Origin of the sequence: Zhihengliuella halotolerans, assembly GCF_004217565.1 — a bacterium.
GTDB classification, from domain to species: Bacteria; Actinomycetota; Actinomycetes; order Actinomycetales; family Micrococcaceae; genus Zhihengliuella; species Zhihengliuella halotolerans.
In genome coordinates this window covers 1,407,990-1,421,505 of sequence record NZ_SHLA01000001.1, presented here as the reverse complement: position 1 = coordinate 1,421,505, position 13,516 = coordinate 1,407,990, and the positions used below count along the sequence as shown (strand labels likewise).

The following is a 13,516-nucleotide window of genomic DNA, read 5'->3' as shown; positions in this document are numbered from 1 at the left end:
CGCAGCCGCAGGGACTCGTTGAAACTGACGAGTGGCAATTGGAGAGGGAGGTGGGCCGTGGGCGGTAGTGCCAGCGCGGTCGCGGAACGTCCGGCGTGCGTAGACTGGACCGTGATGACCGATTCAAACAACCGCACGGAAACCGTCGATGCGGAGGCGGAGACGACCGACGAGCGGCGCGCTCGATTCGAGCGCGACGCGCTGCAGTACGTCGACCAGCTGTATTCGGCCGCGTTGCGCATGGCGAGGAATCCCAGCGATGCCGAGGATCTCGTGCAGGAGGCGTACGCGAAGGCCTACTCCGCGTTCCACCAGTACAAACCGGGGACGAACCTCAAGGCATGGCTGTACCGCATCCTGACCAACACGTACATCAACCTCTACCGCAAGCGGCAGCGGGAACCGCAACGGGCCAGCACCGACACCGTCGAGGACTGGCAGATGGTCGAAGCCGCCGAGCACACGTCGTCGGGCCTGCGGTCCGCGGAAGCCGAGGCGCTGGATCATCTGCCCGACTCCGACGTGAAGACGGCTCTGGCCTCGATCCCGGAGGAGTTCCGTCTCGCGGTCTATTTTGCCGACGTCGAAGGCTACTCCTACAAGGAGGTCGCCGGGATCCTCGGCATCCCCATGGGAACGGTGATGTCCCGGCTCCACCGCGGACGGAAGCAGCTCCGCGAGCTCCTGGCGGACTACGCCGCCGATCGGGGCATCGCAAACAAGCGCGCTGAACGCGGGTCAGCGGCAAAGAAGCAGGAGAAGAAGTAATGGGCGACTGCCAGTCGCTGGGCAACTGCGACGATTCGCGGATCGCCCGGCTCTACGAGTATCTCGACGGGGCGCTCTCGGTCGAGGACATCAACGACGTCAAGAACCACCTCGAGCACTGCGACGAGTGCGCCCAGGAGTACGACCTGGAGTGCATCATCCGTTCGGTGGTGAAGCGGTCCTGCAGCGAGCAGGCACCGGACGCACTGAAGTCGAAGATCATGACGCGGATCAGCGAGATCCGTGTCGAGATCCGGCACGGCTAGCGCGCTCCGCATTAAACACCGGAGGCCGGCACCCGAGTGGGTGCCGGCCTCCATTGCTCCGCATGGAGCGCGTCGCTTAGCTGTTGGGGCGCTTGCCGTGGTTGGCGCCGCCGCGCTTGCGATCTTTACGCTTGCGTGCACGCTTGCTGCTCATGGTGACTCCTTTATTGGTTCGTCAAAGGATGAATCATCCCCAAAGGACTGCATACCAGTGTCCCACATCCGCCGCCCCGGTCCTAACCGGCGGTGGGCTCCGCGACATTAAGCCATTGGTACCAACCACGGTGCAGGACAAGCCAGGCGATGAGCCCGTGCCCGGCCTGTCCGGGAGCACCGTTGTTCGCGGCGAGATCGCTTCGCCATTGCTCGTGGTGCTGGAGGGGAGAGAACGTGTCGACGTAGGCGTGGTGACGTCGGCTCGTCACGTCCGCGAACGCGTTGGAGAGTTCACCCAGACGCGCATTGCGCTGCGTATCCAGGCCCGGAGGCGGTCCCACGACAAGTGCCTTGATGCTGTTCTGGGACGCAGCATCGAGGATGTTGGCCAGATTCAGCCGGCTGCGCGCCGTGGACAGATCTTCGTCGAGGTCGGCATCGGAGAGGGAGATGACGACGCGGTTCTCGGCCGTCTCGGAGAATCGCGGTGCGGCTTCGGTGAACCACCGCTGAGCAAGGGCCTCCGTGCCCTCCCGCGGCGCGGCGAGCTGGAAGCTCTGCAACGTCACGTCGGGGCTCTGCGTCCGGGCGAGAACGCGACCGAACCAGCCCAAGGCGCGTGGATCTCCGTGACCGGCCAAGAGTTCATCTCCGACGGCCACCAAGCGAATAGTGCGTTGTTCCACGAGGGTCCTTTCTGCTGGCAGTTGTTCAACCCTAACAAGGGTCCTCTTAAACGACAGGGGCGGACACCAACGTGTCCGCCCCCGTGCTCATGTGCGATCAGTCTCGGTTGAAGACCTGCTGCAGCAGTGTCGCCTGCTCACCGTCGTGTCGCTTGTGCGAACCCGTTGCGGTCGACGCCGACGCCGGCCGCGCGGCCAGACGAACCGGGCGGTCCAGCTCCTGCGGGAGGTTCAGCCCGATGAACGGCCACGGGCCCTGGTTGGCTGGCTCATCCTGCGCCCACACGACGTCCGCGTTCGGGTACTTCGCGAGCTCAGCGCGGATCTCCTCGACAGGCAGCGGGTAGAGCTGCTCGACCCGGACGATCGCCGTCTTCGCATCGTCGGCCTTCTTCCGCGCCGCAGCCAGGTCGTAGTAGAGCCGGCCGGAAACGAGCACGACCCGGTCGACGTCCGAAGCCGTGAGCGAGCCGGCGTCCGGGATCACCGTCTGGAACGAGCCCTGCGTGAAGTCCTCGACAGGCGACGCCGCCGCCTTGAGGCGCAGGAGCTGCTTCGGCGTGAAGATCACCAGCGGCTTGCGCGGGCGGCTGTACGCCTGACGGCGCAGCAGGTGGAAGTGGTTCGCCCCTGTGGACGGGTTCGCCACGACGATGTTGTTCTCGGCGCACATCTGCAGGAAGCGCTCGATGCGAGCGGAGGAGTGGTCCGGGCCCTGTCCCTCGTAGCCGTGCGGGAGCATCAGCACAACGGAGGAGCGCTGACCCCACTTCTGCTCAGCGGAGGAGATGAACTCGTCGATCACGGTCTGGGCGCCGTTGACGAAGTCGCCGAACTGAGCTTCCCAGAGGACGAGAGCGTCAGGGCGCTCGACCGAATAACCGTACTCAAAGCCCATCGCCGCGTATTCGCTCAGGAGCGAGTCGTAGATCCAGATCTTCGACTGGTCGTCCGAGAGGTGCTGCAGCGGCATCCACTCGTCGCCGTTGTTGCGGTCGTGGAAGACCGCATGGCGCTGGACGAACGTGCCGCGGCGCGAGTCCTGGCCGGCGAGGCGGACCGGTACGCCCTCCATCGAGAGCGAGCCGAACGCGGCGATCTCCGCGAAGCCCCAGTCGATGCCGCCCTCGGTGGACATCTTGGCACGGCGGTCCAGCAGCGCCTTGAGCTTCGGGTGGACCGTGAAGTTCTCCGGGATCTCCGTGTGGGCCCGGCCGATGTGCTCAAGCGTCTCGGCGGAGATCGCCGTCGTCGTCGGCGTGTTGACGTCGTCGCCGAGTTGCGCGGTCGGGAGCTCGAGGTCGTTGACCGTGCCGTCCGAGCTGATCGCCGGGATCGGCGAGGTCTGGGCGGCGTGCGTCTCGGCGAAGACCCGCTCGAGACGGTCCTGATAGTCGCGCAGGGCCTGGTCGGCTTCTTCCTGCGTGATGTCGCCACGACCGACGAGAGCCTCGGTGTAGAGCTTGCGGGTGGAGCGCTTCGCCTCGATGAGGTTGTACATCATCGGCTGCGTCATCGAGGGATCGTCCCCCTCGTTGTGGCCACGGCGGCGGTAGCACACCATGTCGATGACGACGTCCTTGTTGAACTTCTCGCGGTACTTGAACGCGAACTGGGCCACGCGGACGACGGCTTCCGGGTCGTCGCCGTTGACGTGGAACACCGGTGCCTGGATCATCTTCGCGACGTCGGTCGAGTAGACCGAGGAACGCGACGCGGTCGGCGCTGTCGTGAATCCAACCTGGTTGTTGACGACCACGTGGATCGTTCCGCCGGTCCGGTATCCGCGCAGTTGCGAGAGGTTGAGGGTCTCGGCCACGACGCCCTGGCCGGCGAACGCTGCATCGCCGTGCACCAGGATCGGCAGGACCGAGAAGCCCTCCGGGCCGCGATCAAGACGGTCCTGCTTGGCGCGGGCGATGCCCTCGAGCACCGGATCGACCGCTTCGAGGTGCGACGGGTTGGCCGCGAGGTAGACCTTGGTCTCGTTACCCTGATCGGAGACGTACTTGCCCTCCGTGCCGAGGTGGTACTTCACGTCGCCCGAGCCCTGAACGGAGCGGGGGTCCTGCGTGCCCTCGAACTCGCGGAAGACCTGCGCGTAGGTCTTGCCGGCGATGTTGGTCAACACATTGAGGCGACCGCGGTGGGCCATGCCGATGGTGACCTCGTCGAGACGCGCGTCAGCGGCATCGGAGATGATGGCGTCGAGCAGCGGGATCAAGGACTCGCCGCCCTCCAAGGAGAACCGCTTCTGTCCGACGAACTTGGTCTGCAGGAACGTCTCGAACGCTTCGGCGGAGTTCAGTTTGCTGAGGACGCGCAGCTGTTCTTCACGGGTCGGCTTCGAGTACTCGTGCTCCAGCTCGGACTGGAACCACTCGCGCTCCTGGGGGTCCTGGATGTGCATGTACTCGATGCCGGTGGTGCGGCAGTACGTATCGCGGAGGACGCCGAGGATCTTGCGCAGCGGCAGTCGCTGCTTGCCGCCGAAGCCGCCGGTGACCCACTCGCGGTCCAGGTCCCAGAGCGTCAGGCCGTAGGTCTGGATGTCGAGGTCCGGGTGGCGACGCTGGACGTACTCCAGGGGGTTGGTGTCGGCCATGAGGTGCCCACGGACGCGGTACGCGTGGATGAGCTGCTGGATGCGGGCGATCTTGTTGACTTCGAGGTCGACGTCGACCTGGTTGTCGACAACCCACCGCACCGGCTCGTACGGGATGCGCAGGGCCTCGAAGATCTCGTCGTAGAACCCCTGTTCGCCCAGGAGCAGCTGCTCGACGATGCGCAGGAACTCGCCAGAGCCGGCACCCTGGATCACGCGGTGGTCGTAGGTCGAGGTCAGCGTGATGATCTTGCCCACGCCGAGGCGCGCGATCGTCTTCTCGCTGGCGCCGCGGTACTCGGCCGGGTACTCGAGCGCGCCGACGCCGACGATGGTCGCCTGTCCCTTGGACAGCCGTGGAACGGAGTGGACGGTGCCGATGCCGCCCGGGTTGGTCAGCGAGACCGTGGTGCCCGCGTAGTCGTCCGCGGTCAGCTTGTTGCCGCGGGCCCGGCGGATCAGGTCCTCGTAGGAGTTCCAGAAGTCCGAGAAGTTCATCGTCTCGGCCTTCTTGATATTCGGCACGGCCAGCATGCGCGAGCCGTCCGGCTTCGGCAGGTCGATCGCGATGCCGAAGTTCACGTGGGCCGGCTGCACGGCGGCGGGCTTGCCGTCGACGACGTCGTAGGTCACGTTCTGCGACGGGAAGAGGCTGAGGGCACGCACGACGGCGTAGCCGATCAGGTGCGTGAACGAGACCTTGCCGCCGCGGGCGCGGGCCAGGTGGTTGTTGATGACAACACGGTTGTCGATCAGGGCCTTCGCTGCGACGGCGCGAACGGTCGTCGCCGTCGGGACGGTGAGCGAAGCCTCCATGTTGGTGGCGATGGCCTTGGCCGGGCCTCGCAACGGCTTGACGATGTCTTCCTCGGTCGACGCCTCGCCGTTCTGGGACTTGGGCAATTCGGCCGGGATCGGCGCAGCCTTCGGGGCCGGCTTCTGCTTGGTCTTATCGGGGGAGGGGTCGGCGGGGATGCGTTCCTGACCGGAGCCGGTCGAGGACTCGCTCGAGGAACCGGCCGTGGTCCCGGTCGTGTCGACGACGCGGGCGTGCGTGGCGGAACGCGGTGCGCCCGCCGGGGCGGCCGCGGCACCGTTGTCGGCGGGGCTCTCCGCCGAGGTGGCGGCCGGGGCTGCGCTGCCGTTGTCTTCGAAGGACTCGAAGACATCCCACCACTTCTTGTCGACGGAGTTCTTGTCTCGACGGTACTGCTGGTACAGCTCGTCAACGAGCCACTCATTACCGCCGAATTCTTCTGTCAGCCGGTGATGCGGTTGATCTGGCACGTGTATACGCCTCTTCCTTGAATTGCCTCGCCGCGTTGTACCGCGCGGAGCAGGCCGCGTGGTATCAGTCTTAGACCTCGGGCCAGTCTAGTGACATTTCGCGTCTCGTTGCGAATCAATCCGGGTGCATGTCGTCACCCTGCAGAGCCGCCGCGAGGAGCGGGCGAAACGGGACGCGTACCCGATTCTGCGCCCCGTTGAGTAGACTGGGAATCCTTATGGACAGTCACTCTCTGAGCCGGCCTGCCGTGCGCATCCACTGCGCGGCTACTGGTGCCGGCAAAACCCTTGAATCTGCATCCGACAACGCTTCGACCCAGCTCTCCGCTTGCGCGGAGCCGGCCAGTGCGGAGCCTTCTAGACCGGCCGTGACGACACGCCGGATGCCGACCTCCCGAGTGGGTTGTTGAATGGAGTGGATCTTCCTCGCCATCGGCCTGTTCCTCATCCTCGGCACCGGGTTCTTCGTCGCCGTCGAGTTCTCGCTGGTGGCTCTGGATCAGACCACCGTCCGCGCCGCGATCAACGCCGGCGACAAGGGGGCCCGCCCCTTGCTGAGGTGCCTCCGGTCCCTGTCGACGCAACTCTCCTCCTGCCAGCTGGGGATCACCCTCACCACGTTGTTGACCGGCTACGTCATGGAGCCGTCGGTCGGCCGCCTGCTGACGCCGGTGTTCGAGTCCTGGGGGCTCGGCAACGCGTCGGCGCCGGTCTCGCTGATCGTGGCGATGGTTCTCGCGACCCTGCTGTCGATGCTGATCGGCGAGCTCGTCCCGAAGAATCTGGCGATTGCCAAGGCGTTCGCCGTCGGGCGCGCGCTCGCGCGACCGCAGCTTGTCTTCACGGCCGTCTTCAGGCCGGCGATCACGGTCCTCAACGGCTTCTCCAACCGAGTGCTGAACCTCGTGGGATTGGAAGCCAAAGAGGAACTCTCCAGCGCCCGCAATCCGGAGGAGCTGGCATCGCTCGTCCGCCGTTCAGCGGAACTGGGTACGCTCGACCGGGAGACGGCTAACTTCCTGTCGCGTTCGCTGCGCTTCGCGGAACGTTCGGCCGCCGACGTCATGACTCCGCGTATTCGCATGGAATCGGTACGCTCCGACGACCCGCTGACGTCGATTATCACGGCGGCCCGGCGAACGGGTCACTCACGCTTCCCGGTCATCGGCGATTCCCCGGACGACGTCCTAGGCGTCTGCCACGTGAAGAAGGCCGTGGCGGTCCCGCGCGAGAAGCGCGAGGGCCTCGTCGCGGCGACGATCATGTCCGACATCATCTCGGTCCCGGAAACCGTTCACCTGGACTCGTTGCTCTCCGATCTTCGCGAGGCGAATCTGCAGGTGGCGATGGTGCTCGACGAATACGGCGGTACGGCCGGGATGGTCACCCTCGAGGACCTTGTCGAAGAAATCGTCGGCGAGGTCGCCGACGAACACGATCGGACGAAGCCGGGCGTCCTGCAGGCCGCCACCGGTGACTGGTACTTCCCAGGTCTGCTCCGCCCCGACGAGATCGGCGACCTGATCGTCGGGCTCAGCGTGCCCGACGACGCGGCCTACGAGACCGTCGGGGGATACATCATGAGCGAACTGGGCAGGATCCCAACCGCCGGCGACACGGTCTTGACCGCGCACGGAGAGCTCGTCGTCGTACGAATGGACGGCCGGCGCGTCGAACGGCTGCGGTACGTTCCCGCCCGGGCCACGGACGACGAAGGAGGTGCGGAATGAGTGACTGGATGGGAATCGTCTGGCTCGTCGTCCTGCTGATCGGCAACGCCTTCTTCGTCGGGGCGGAGTTCGCCGTCATGACCGCACGACGGAGTCAGATCGAGCCGAAGGCCGACGCCGGCAAGGCATCCGCGCGCACGGCCCTGTACGCGATGGAACACGTCTCGCTGATGCTGGCTGTCTGCCAACTGGGCATCACCGTGTGTTCGCTGCTGATCCTCAACATCGCCGAACCGGCCATCCACCACCTGATCGGCGAGCCCCTTCACATGCTGGGGGTTCCGGCTGGCATCGCCGGACCGGCGTCGTTCATCTTCGCGCTGCTGGTCGTGACCTTCCTGCATGTGACGTTCGGCGAAATGGTCCCGAAGAACATCTCCGTCTCGGTTGCCGACCGGTCGGTTATGCTGCTCGCGCCGCCGCTGGTCGCGCTGTCGAAGCTGGTCTACCCCGTGGTGGTCAGCCTCAACTGGCTGGCCAACCACGTGCTGCGGGCCATGCGAGTCGAGCCCAAGGACGAGGTGACCTCGAGCTTCACCCTGGAGGAGGTTCAGAACATCGTTGCGGAGTCCCGGAAGGAGGGTCTCGTCGATGACGAGTCGGGCATCATCTCAGGTGCCCTCGAATTCTCGGAGTACACGGCGGGGACGCTGATGGTGCCTCTGGACGAGCTCGTCAGCCTGCCGCCGTCGACGAGCCCGAACGAATTCGAGCGCGCCGTCGGCCGGACCGGATTCTCCCGTTTCGTCATGCAGGACGAGGACCAGGCGCTGGCCGGGTACCTGCACCTCAAGGACGTCATGAGTATCCCGCCGCACCGCGCCGACGACCCGATCCCGGTGACCCGACTGCGCACGCTGGCGAACCTGGCGGCCGACACTGAGGTCGAAGACGCGCTTTCGGTCATGCAGCGTACGGGTTCCCACCTTGCGCGCGTGATCGACGCCGAGGGCGCGACGCGCGGGATCCTCTTCCTCGAGGATGTCATCGAGGTCCTGGTGGGTGAGATCCGCGATGCGACACAGCAGCAGGGGCTGCGCCGACGCAACGGGCAGGGCAACGCGGGGTCCGCGGTCACCCCCGCGTAATGCAAACGATTCGCATTTTGGGTAGAGTGGGGGTGCGCAGCGTTGCGCCCCCACTCTTCTTTTAACACCCTGGCTTCTGCCGGGTGGCGTTCTCTTCGAAAGGTTGGCCTCCTGTGGCTCGTCATTTCACCCGTTTCGGACTCGCCCCGGCCGTTGTCGTCGGCGCTCTCGTTCTGAGCAGCTGCGGCAGTCCTGCCGACACCGAGCCTGACGCGGCCGAGGACAGCGTCACGACCGTGGTCGCCTCGACGAGCGTCTACGGTGACGTCGCGGCGAGGATCGGTGGCGACGAGGTCGAGGTCGAGTCCATCATCTCGACGACGGCGCAGGACCCGCACTCCTACGAGGCGACCGCGCAGGACAAGCTGTCGGTCTCGAAGGCCGATCTCGTCGTGGGCAACGGCGGCGGCTACGACTTCTTCCTCGAGCAGCTGGTGGGCGACCTCGACCTCGACGACGATTTCGTCATCTACGCGGTCGACTCGTTCGAGGAGTCACACGAAGACCACGAGGACCACGCGGACGATGCCGACGATCACGATCACGCGGATGATCATGACGACCACGCCGACGAGCACGAAGGCCACGAGCACGGCGACTTCAACGAGCACGTCTGGTACGACCTGCACACCGTGAGCGAGCTCGCCCACGAGATCGCCGAGAGCCTCGAGGAACTCGACCCGGAGAATGGCGCGCTCTACCTCGAGCGCTACGAGGAGTTCGCCGCCGAGCTCGATGACCTGGCGCAGCGTCAGGCCGGCCTGGCCGACGGTGAAACCTACGCCATGACCGAACCCGTGCCGTACTACCTCCTGCAGGAAGCCGGACTCGAGAACGTCACGCCGTCCGGATACAGCGAGGCGATCGAGCACGGCGACGACGTCGCGCCGTTGATCCAGAAGGAACTGGTGGATCTGTTGGAAGCCGGTGACGTCGTCGTGCTGGCCTACAACCCGCAGACCGAGAGCCCGCAGACGGAGGCCGCGCGCCGCGCTGCCGAAAATGCGGGCGTGGCCGTGGTCGAGTTCACCGAGACGCTGCCCGAGGGCGAGGACTATGCTGGCTGGATGTCTGCGAACATCTCGGCCTTGGAGGAAGCACTTGACCGCTAGCTCAACCGTCACGCCGGCTGTACGCCTGCGGAACGCGAGCATGGCCTTCGGCGACCGCGTCCTGTGGGACGGGCTCGACCTCGAAGTGGCTCCCGGCGAATTTCTCGCCGTTCTGGGCCCGAACGGCTCCGGGAAGTCGACGTTCCTGAAAGTGCTGCTGGGTCTTGCCGAGCTTTCCGGCGGAAGCGTCGAGGTCGGCGGGATGCCGGTCACGTCCGGTTCCCGCCGGATCGGCACGATCCCGCAGCAGAAGGCGTTTCCGGAGGACACGCCGCTTCGGGCGCGCGACCTCGTCGCCCTCGGCGTCGACGGGCATCGGTGGGGAGTGCGGATGTTCGGGCGCAAGAAGCTGGGCGAACGGGTCGACGAATTGCTCGAGAAGGTCGGCGCGACCCACTACGCCGATCAGCCTCTGGGCATCCTCTCCGGCGGGGAGCAACAGCGGTTGCGGGCGGCACAGGCGCTCGCGGACGAGCCCGACCTGCTCCTCTGCGATGAGCCGCTGCTCTCCTTGGATCTGCACCACCAGCGCGCCGTGTCCTCGCTCATCCACCGGCAGGCGTGCGATCACGGGGCTGCCGTCATCTTCGTGACCCACGAGATCAATCCGATCCTGCAGAACGTCGACCGCGTCCTCTACCTGGCCGGCGGGCGCTTCCACATCGGCACAGTCGACGAGGTCATGACGAGCGAAGTGCTCTCCGACCTCTACGGCAGCCCGATCGAGGTCTTCCGCACCAACGGCCGCATCGTTGTGGTTGGCGTGCCGGAATCCGTGGCGCACCCGCACGGGTCGGACCACGCGGACGCATTGCGAGTGGGGGAGTAGATGGACGCCACCGAACTGTTCTCGACGATCTTCAGCTTCGAGAACTACGCGGAGCTGCTGCCACTGGTTTCCAATTCGATCATCGCCGGCGCGCTGCTGGGCCTCGTCGGAGGCCTCATCGGCGTGTTCGTGATGATGCGCGACATGGCCTTCGCCGTGCACGGCATCGCCGAGCTCAGCTTCGCCGGCGCCGCCTTCGCGCTTCTGATCGGGGCCAACGTCGTCGGCGGCTCGATCGTGGGATCGATTCTGGCCTCTCTGGTCTTGGGACTCATGGGTTCCCGCGCCAAAGATCGCAATTCCATCATCGGCGTTATGATGCCGTTCGGTCTGGGCCTGGGGATCCTGTTCCTCGCCCTCTACCAGGGGCGCAGCGCGAATAAATTCGGCCTGCTGACGGGTCAGATCGTCGCTGTCGACGACGTGCAGCTCGGTCTGCTGGCCGTCTGCTCGGTGGTCGTGATCGTCGGACTGGCGCTGATCTGGCGGCCCCTGACCTTCGTGAGTGTCGACCCCGCCGTGGCTGCCGCGCGCGGCGTGCCGGCCGGCTGGCTGTCCGCCGCGTTCATGGTGTTGTTGGGCCTTGCGGTGGCGCTGTCGATCCAGATCGTCGGGGCGCTGCTGGTCCTCAGCTTGCTCATCACTCCGGCCGCCGCAGCACTGAAGGTGAGTGCGCGACCGGTCGTGACCGTGCTGCTCTCGGTGTCATTCGCGATGGTTTCCGTCGTGGGCGGGATCATGGTGGCCCTCGCGGGGCGCCTGCCGATCAGCCCCTACGTCACGACGATTTCGTTCCTGATCTACGTCATCTGCCGCGTGATCGCGTGGCAGCGCTCGCGGGTCCGGCACCACCGCGAGACCGCCGGGGTGGCCGCGGCGAACTAGTCGGCGTCGGCTGCGGCCGAACATTCGGCGCAGAGGCCGAAGATCTCGATCGTGTGCCCAGGCTGCGTGAAGCCGTGCTGGGCGGCTACCTGGCGCGTCCAGTCCTCGATCGAGGGGGCTTCGATCTCCACCGCCGTGCCGCAGCTCCGGCAGACGATGTGGTGGTGATGCTCAGCGGCCTCGCATTGGCGGTACACGGACTCGCCGTCGTTCGAGCGCAGGACATCCACGACGCCGTCGTCCGCCATCGACTGCAGGATGCGGTAGACCGTCGCGAGGGAGACCTTCTGGCCACGTTCGTGAAGCCAGCGGTACAGTTCCTGGGCGCTGACGAAATCCGTCAGCTCTTCGAGAGCGCCGCTGACGGCCATGCGCTGTTTCGTCACGCGAGGGGCTGCCTCGCGTTGGGTGCCGGAATCGGCAGCCGTGCTGTTCATCTAGGCGGACTCCTGAGCAGCTATCGGTTGAGAACTTCTCCAGCCTACCAGCGCGACCCGCGGCTCATCCGCCCAGTCGCCACGTGCCCGTGGCGAGGAATTCCTCGATCACGCCGGTGTACGGCGCGGGGTCGATGCACTGAGCGGCGAGCCAGTGCGCGTCCCGGTGGCTGCGGCCGTAGCGATCCCCGTTGTCGCACAGCAGGGTGACGACGCTGCCGCGCTCGCCTCTGGCGAGCATGCCCGCGATCAGCTGCCACGTGAGCCAGAGATTCGTTCCCGTAGAGGGGCCGCCGCTGAGCCCGCCCCAGTCGAGCAGATGGCGCATGGCGGCGATCGACGCGCCGTCCGGGACGCGCGTGACCTGGTCGATGACTGACGGCACGAAGCTCGGTTCGGGGCGGGCTCGACCGATGCCTTCGATCCGGCTGGGGGAGCCGACGACGGCGGCCGGGTCCCCGCCGTCGTGCCACGCCTGCCACGCGGGCAGGAAGGCGGATCCCTCCGGGTCGCCGACGGCGAGCCGGGTGTCGAAACGGTGGTAGCGCACGTAGCGGCCGATCGTCGCGCTGGTGCCGCCCGTGCCCGCTCCGACCACGACCCACGCGGGCACCGGGTGCGGCTCCGCGGCGAGCTGCTCGAAGATCGACTCGGCGATGTTGTTGTTCCCGCGCCAGTCGGTGGCGCGCTCGGCGTAGGTGAACTGATCCATGTAGTGCCCGCCGCTCTCGCGGGCGATGCGTTCGGCCACTGCGTAGACCGTGCCCGGGTCGGCGACGAGCTCGCACGTTCCGCCGAACCGCTCGATCAGCTCGATCTTCTCGGCGCTCGTGCTGGCCGCCATGACCGCCACGAAGTCCAGGCCGAGCAGCTGCGCGTAGTACGCCTCTGAAACGGCGGTGCTGCCGCTGGAGGCCTCCACGATCGTGGTGCCCTCGGTGATCCAGCCGTTGACCAGCCCGTACAGGAAGAGCGAGCGGGCGAGCCGGTGCTTGAGGCTGCCGGTGCGATGCGTCGACTCGTCCTTGAGGTACAGGTCGATGCCCCACTCGGCGGGCAGGCTCAGGCGGTGCAGGTGGGTGTCGGCGCTGCGTGTGGCGTCGGCCTCGATGCGCCGCACGGCGTCGTCGACCCACGTGCGATCGGAAGCTGGGCGTCGGGATGCTGTGTTCACCCGTCTAGCTTAGGATGCGAGACATGAGTTCTCTGTTTTCGAAGATCATCGCCGGTGAGATCCCGGGCCGATTCGTCTGGAGCGACGCCGACGTCGTCGCGTTCCTCGACGTTCGCCCGCAGACGGACGGGCACGTGCTGGTCGTCCCGCGCGCGGAGACCGACAAGTGGACGGAGGCCGAACCCGACCTGTACGCGAAGGTCACGGCCGTCGCTCAGAAGATCGGCGCGGCTCAGGTCCGCGAGTTCGGCTCGGCGCGCGCCGGCACCACCATCATGGGCTTCGAGGTCCCGCACCTGCACGTGCACGTGTGGCCTGTGAACTCGATGCGCGACTACGACTTCACGAGCCCGGGCGGCAACGCCGAACCGGAGGCGCTCGATGCGGCCGCTGCGCGACTGCGCGCGGCCCTGCGCGCCGACGGTCACGCGGACGCGGTGCCCGCGGACTGATCCTATTCGACGCCGGAGACTCATACCCGCTGGGTGAGTCG

At 66.5% G+C, this 13,516-nt stretch carries 13 protein-coding genes; 8 read left to right on the top strand and 5 right to left on the bottom strand.

What is annotated here, in order from left to right; all coding sequences use genetic code 11:
- Positions 1-114: 114 nt before the first annotated feature.
- Both EV380_RS06345 and rsrA read left to right on the top strand, forming a co-directional pair.
- Positions 115-768 (top strand): sigma-70 family RNA polymerase sigma factor, encoded by a 654-nt coding sequence (locus EV380_RS06345; RefSeq protein ID WP_130450112.1) that lies wholly within the window; start codon positions 115-117, stop codon positions 766-768.
- A complete protein-coding gene (gene rsrA, locus EV380_RS06340; protein ID WP_130450110.1) occupies positions 768-1,034 on the top strand; it encodes a mycothiol system anti-sigma-R factor in 267 nt (88 codons plus the stop codon). Before EV380_RS06345 ends, rsrA begins: the two co-directional genes overlap by 1 nt.
- 76 nt (positions 1,035-1,110) lie before the next feature.
- Here rsrA and EV380_RS17015 read toward each other — a convergent pair whose 3' ends face one another.
- The 3 genes from EV380_RS17015 to EV380_RS06330 all read right to left on the bottom strand — a co-directional run bounded on the left by EV380_RS17015 (position 1,111) and on the right by EV380_RS06330 (position 5,768).
- Positions 1,111-1,188, bottom strand: a complete 78-nt coding sequence (locus EV380_RS17015; RefSeq protein ID WP_373278143.1) for a 50S ribosomal protein bL37 — start codon at positions 1,186-1,188, stop codon at positions 1,111-1,113.
- 82 nt (positions 1,189-1,270) lie between these two features.
- Complete coding sequence (locus tag EV380_RS06335) at positions 1,271-1,876, bottom strand: GDSL-type esterase/lipase family protein (RefSeq protein ID WP_130450108.1); 606 nt, start codon at positions 1,874-1,876, stop codon at positions 1,271-1,273.
- Between the two features lie 97 nt (positions 1,877-1,973).
- Complete coding sequence (locus tag EV380_RS06330) at positions 1,974-5,768, bottom strand: multifunctional oxoglutarate decarboxylase/oxoglutarate dehydrogenase thiamine pyrophosphate-binding subunit/dihydrolipoyllysine-residue succinyltransferase subunit (protein ID WP_102157825.1); 3,795 nt, start codon at positions 5,766-5,768, stop codon at positions 1,974-1,976.
- Positions 5,769-6,178: 410 nt separating this feature from the next.
- Between EV380_RS06330 and EV380_RS06325 the strand changes: the two genes are divergently transcribed.
- The 5 genes from EV380_RS06325 (at position 6,179) to EV380_RS06305 (ending at position 11,412) form a co-directional block, all read left to right on the top strand.
- Positions 6,179-7,498 (top strand): hemolysin family protein, encoded by a 1,320-nt coding sequence (locus tag EV380_RS06325; protein WP_130450106.1) that lies wholly within the window; start codon positions 6,179-6,181, stop codon positions 7,496-7,498.
- The gene (locus tag EV380_RS06320) at positions 7,495-8,586 is read left to right on the top strand and encodes a hemolysin family protein (RefSeq protein WP_102157827.1); all 1,092 of its coding nucleotides are present in this window, start codon (positions 7,495-7,497) and stop codon (positions 8,584-8,586) included. Before EV380_RS06325 ends, EV380_RS06320 begins: the two co-directional genes overlap by 4 nt.
- A gap of 113 nt (positions 8,587-8,699) precedes the next feature.
- The gene (locus tag EV380_RS06315) at positions 8,700-9,698 is read left to right on the top strand and encodes a metal ABC transporter solute-binding protein, Zn/Mn family (RefSeq protein ID WP_130450104.1); all 999 of its coding nucleotides are present in this window, start codon (positions 8,700-8,702) and stop codon (positions 9,696-9,698) included.
- A gap of 40 nt (positions 9,699-9,738) precedes the next feature.
- Positions 9,739-10,527: a metal ABC transporter ATP-binding protein gene (locus EV380_RS06310; RefSeq protein ID WP_242607702.1), complete on the top strand. Its 789-nt coding sequence runs from the start codon at positions 9,739-9,741 to the stop codon at positions 10,525-10,527.
- Positions 10,528-11,412, top strand: a complete 885-nt coding sequence (locus tag EV380_RS06305; RefSeq protein ID WP_130450102.1) for a metal ABC transporter permease — start codon at positions 10,528-10,530, stop codon at positions 11,410-11,412.
- Here the strand turns inward: EV380_RS06305 and EV380_RS06300 are convergent.
- Together EV380_RS06300 and EV380_RS06295 are read right to left on the bottom strand one after the other, a co-directional pair.
- Positions 11,409-11,849 carry a Fur family transcriptional regulator gene (locus tag EV380_RS06300; RefSeq protein WP_130450100.1) on the bottom strand — a complete coding sequence of 147 codons (441 nt, stop codon included), beginning with the start codon at positions 11,847-11,849 and terminating at the stop codon, positions 11,409-11,411. The genes EV380_RS06305 and EV380_RS06300 overlap by 4 nt on opposite strands.
- 64 nt (positions 11,850-11,913) lie before the next feature.
- Complete coding sequence (locus tag EV380_RS06295) at positions 11,914-13,023, bottom strand: PLP-dependent cysteine synthase family protein (protein WP_130450098.1); 1,110 nt, start codon at positions 13,021-13,023, stop codon at positions 11,914-11,916.
- 23 nt (positions 13,024-13,046) lie between these two features.
- Here EV380_RS06295 and EV380_RS06290 point away from each other — a divergent pair, with 23 nt between their 5' ends.
- Positions 13,047-13,475, top strand: a complete 429-nt coding sequence (locus EV380_RS06290) for an HIT family protein (protein ID WP_102157833.1) — start codon at positions 13,047-13,049, stop codon at positions 13,473-13,475.
- Positions 13,476-13,516: the final 41 nt, after the last annotated feature.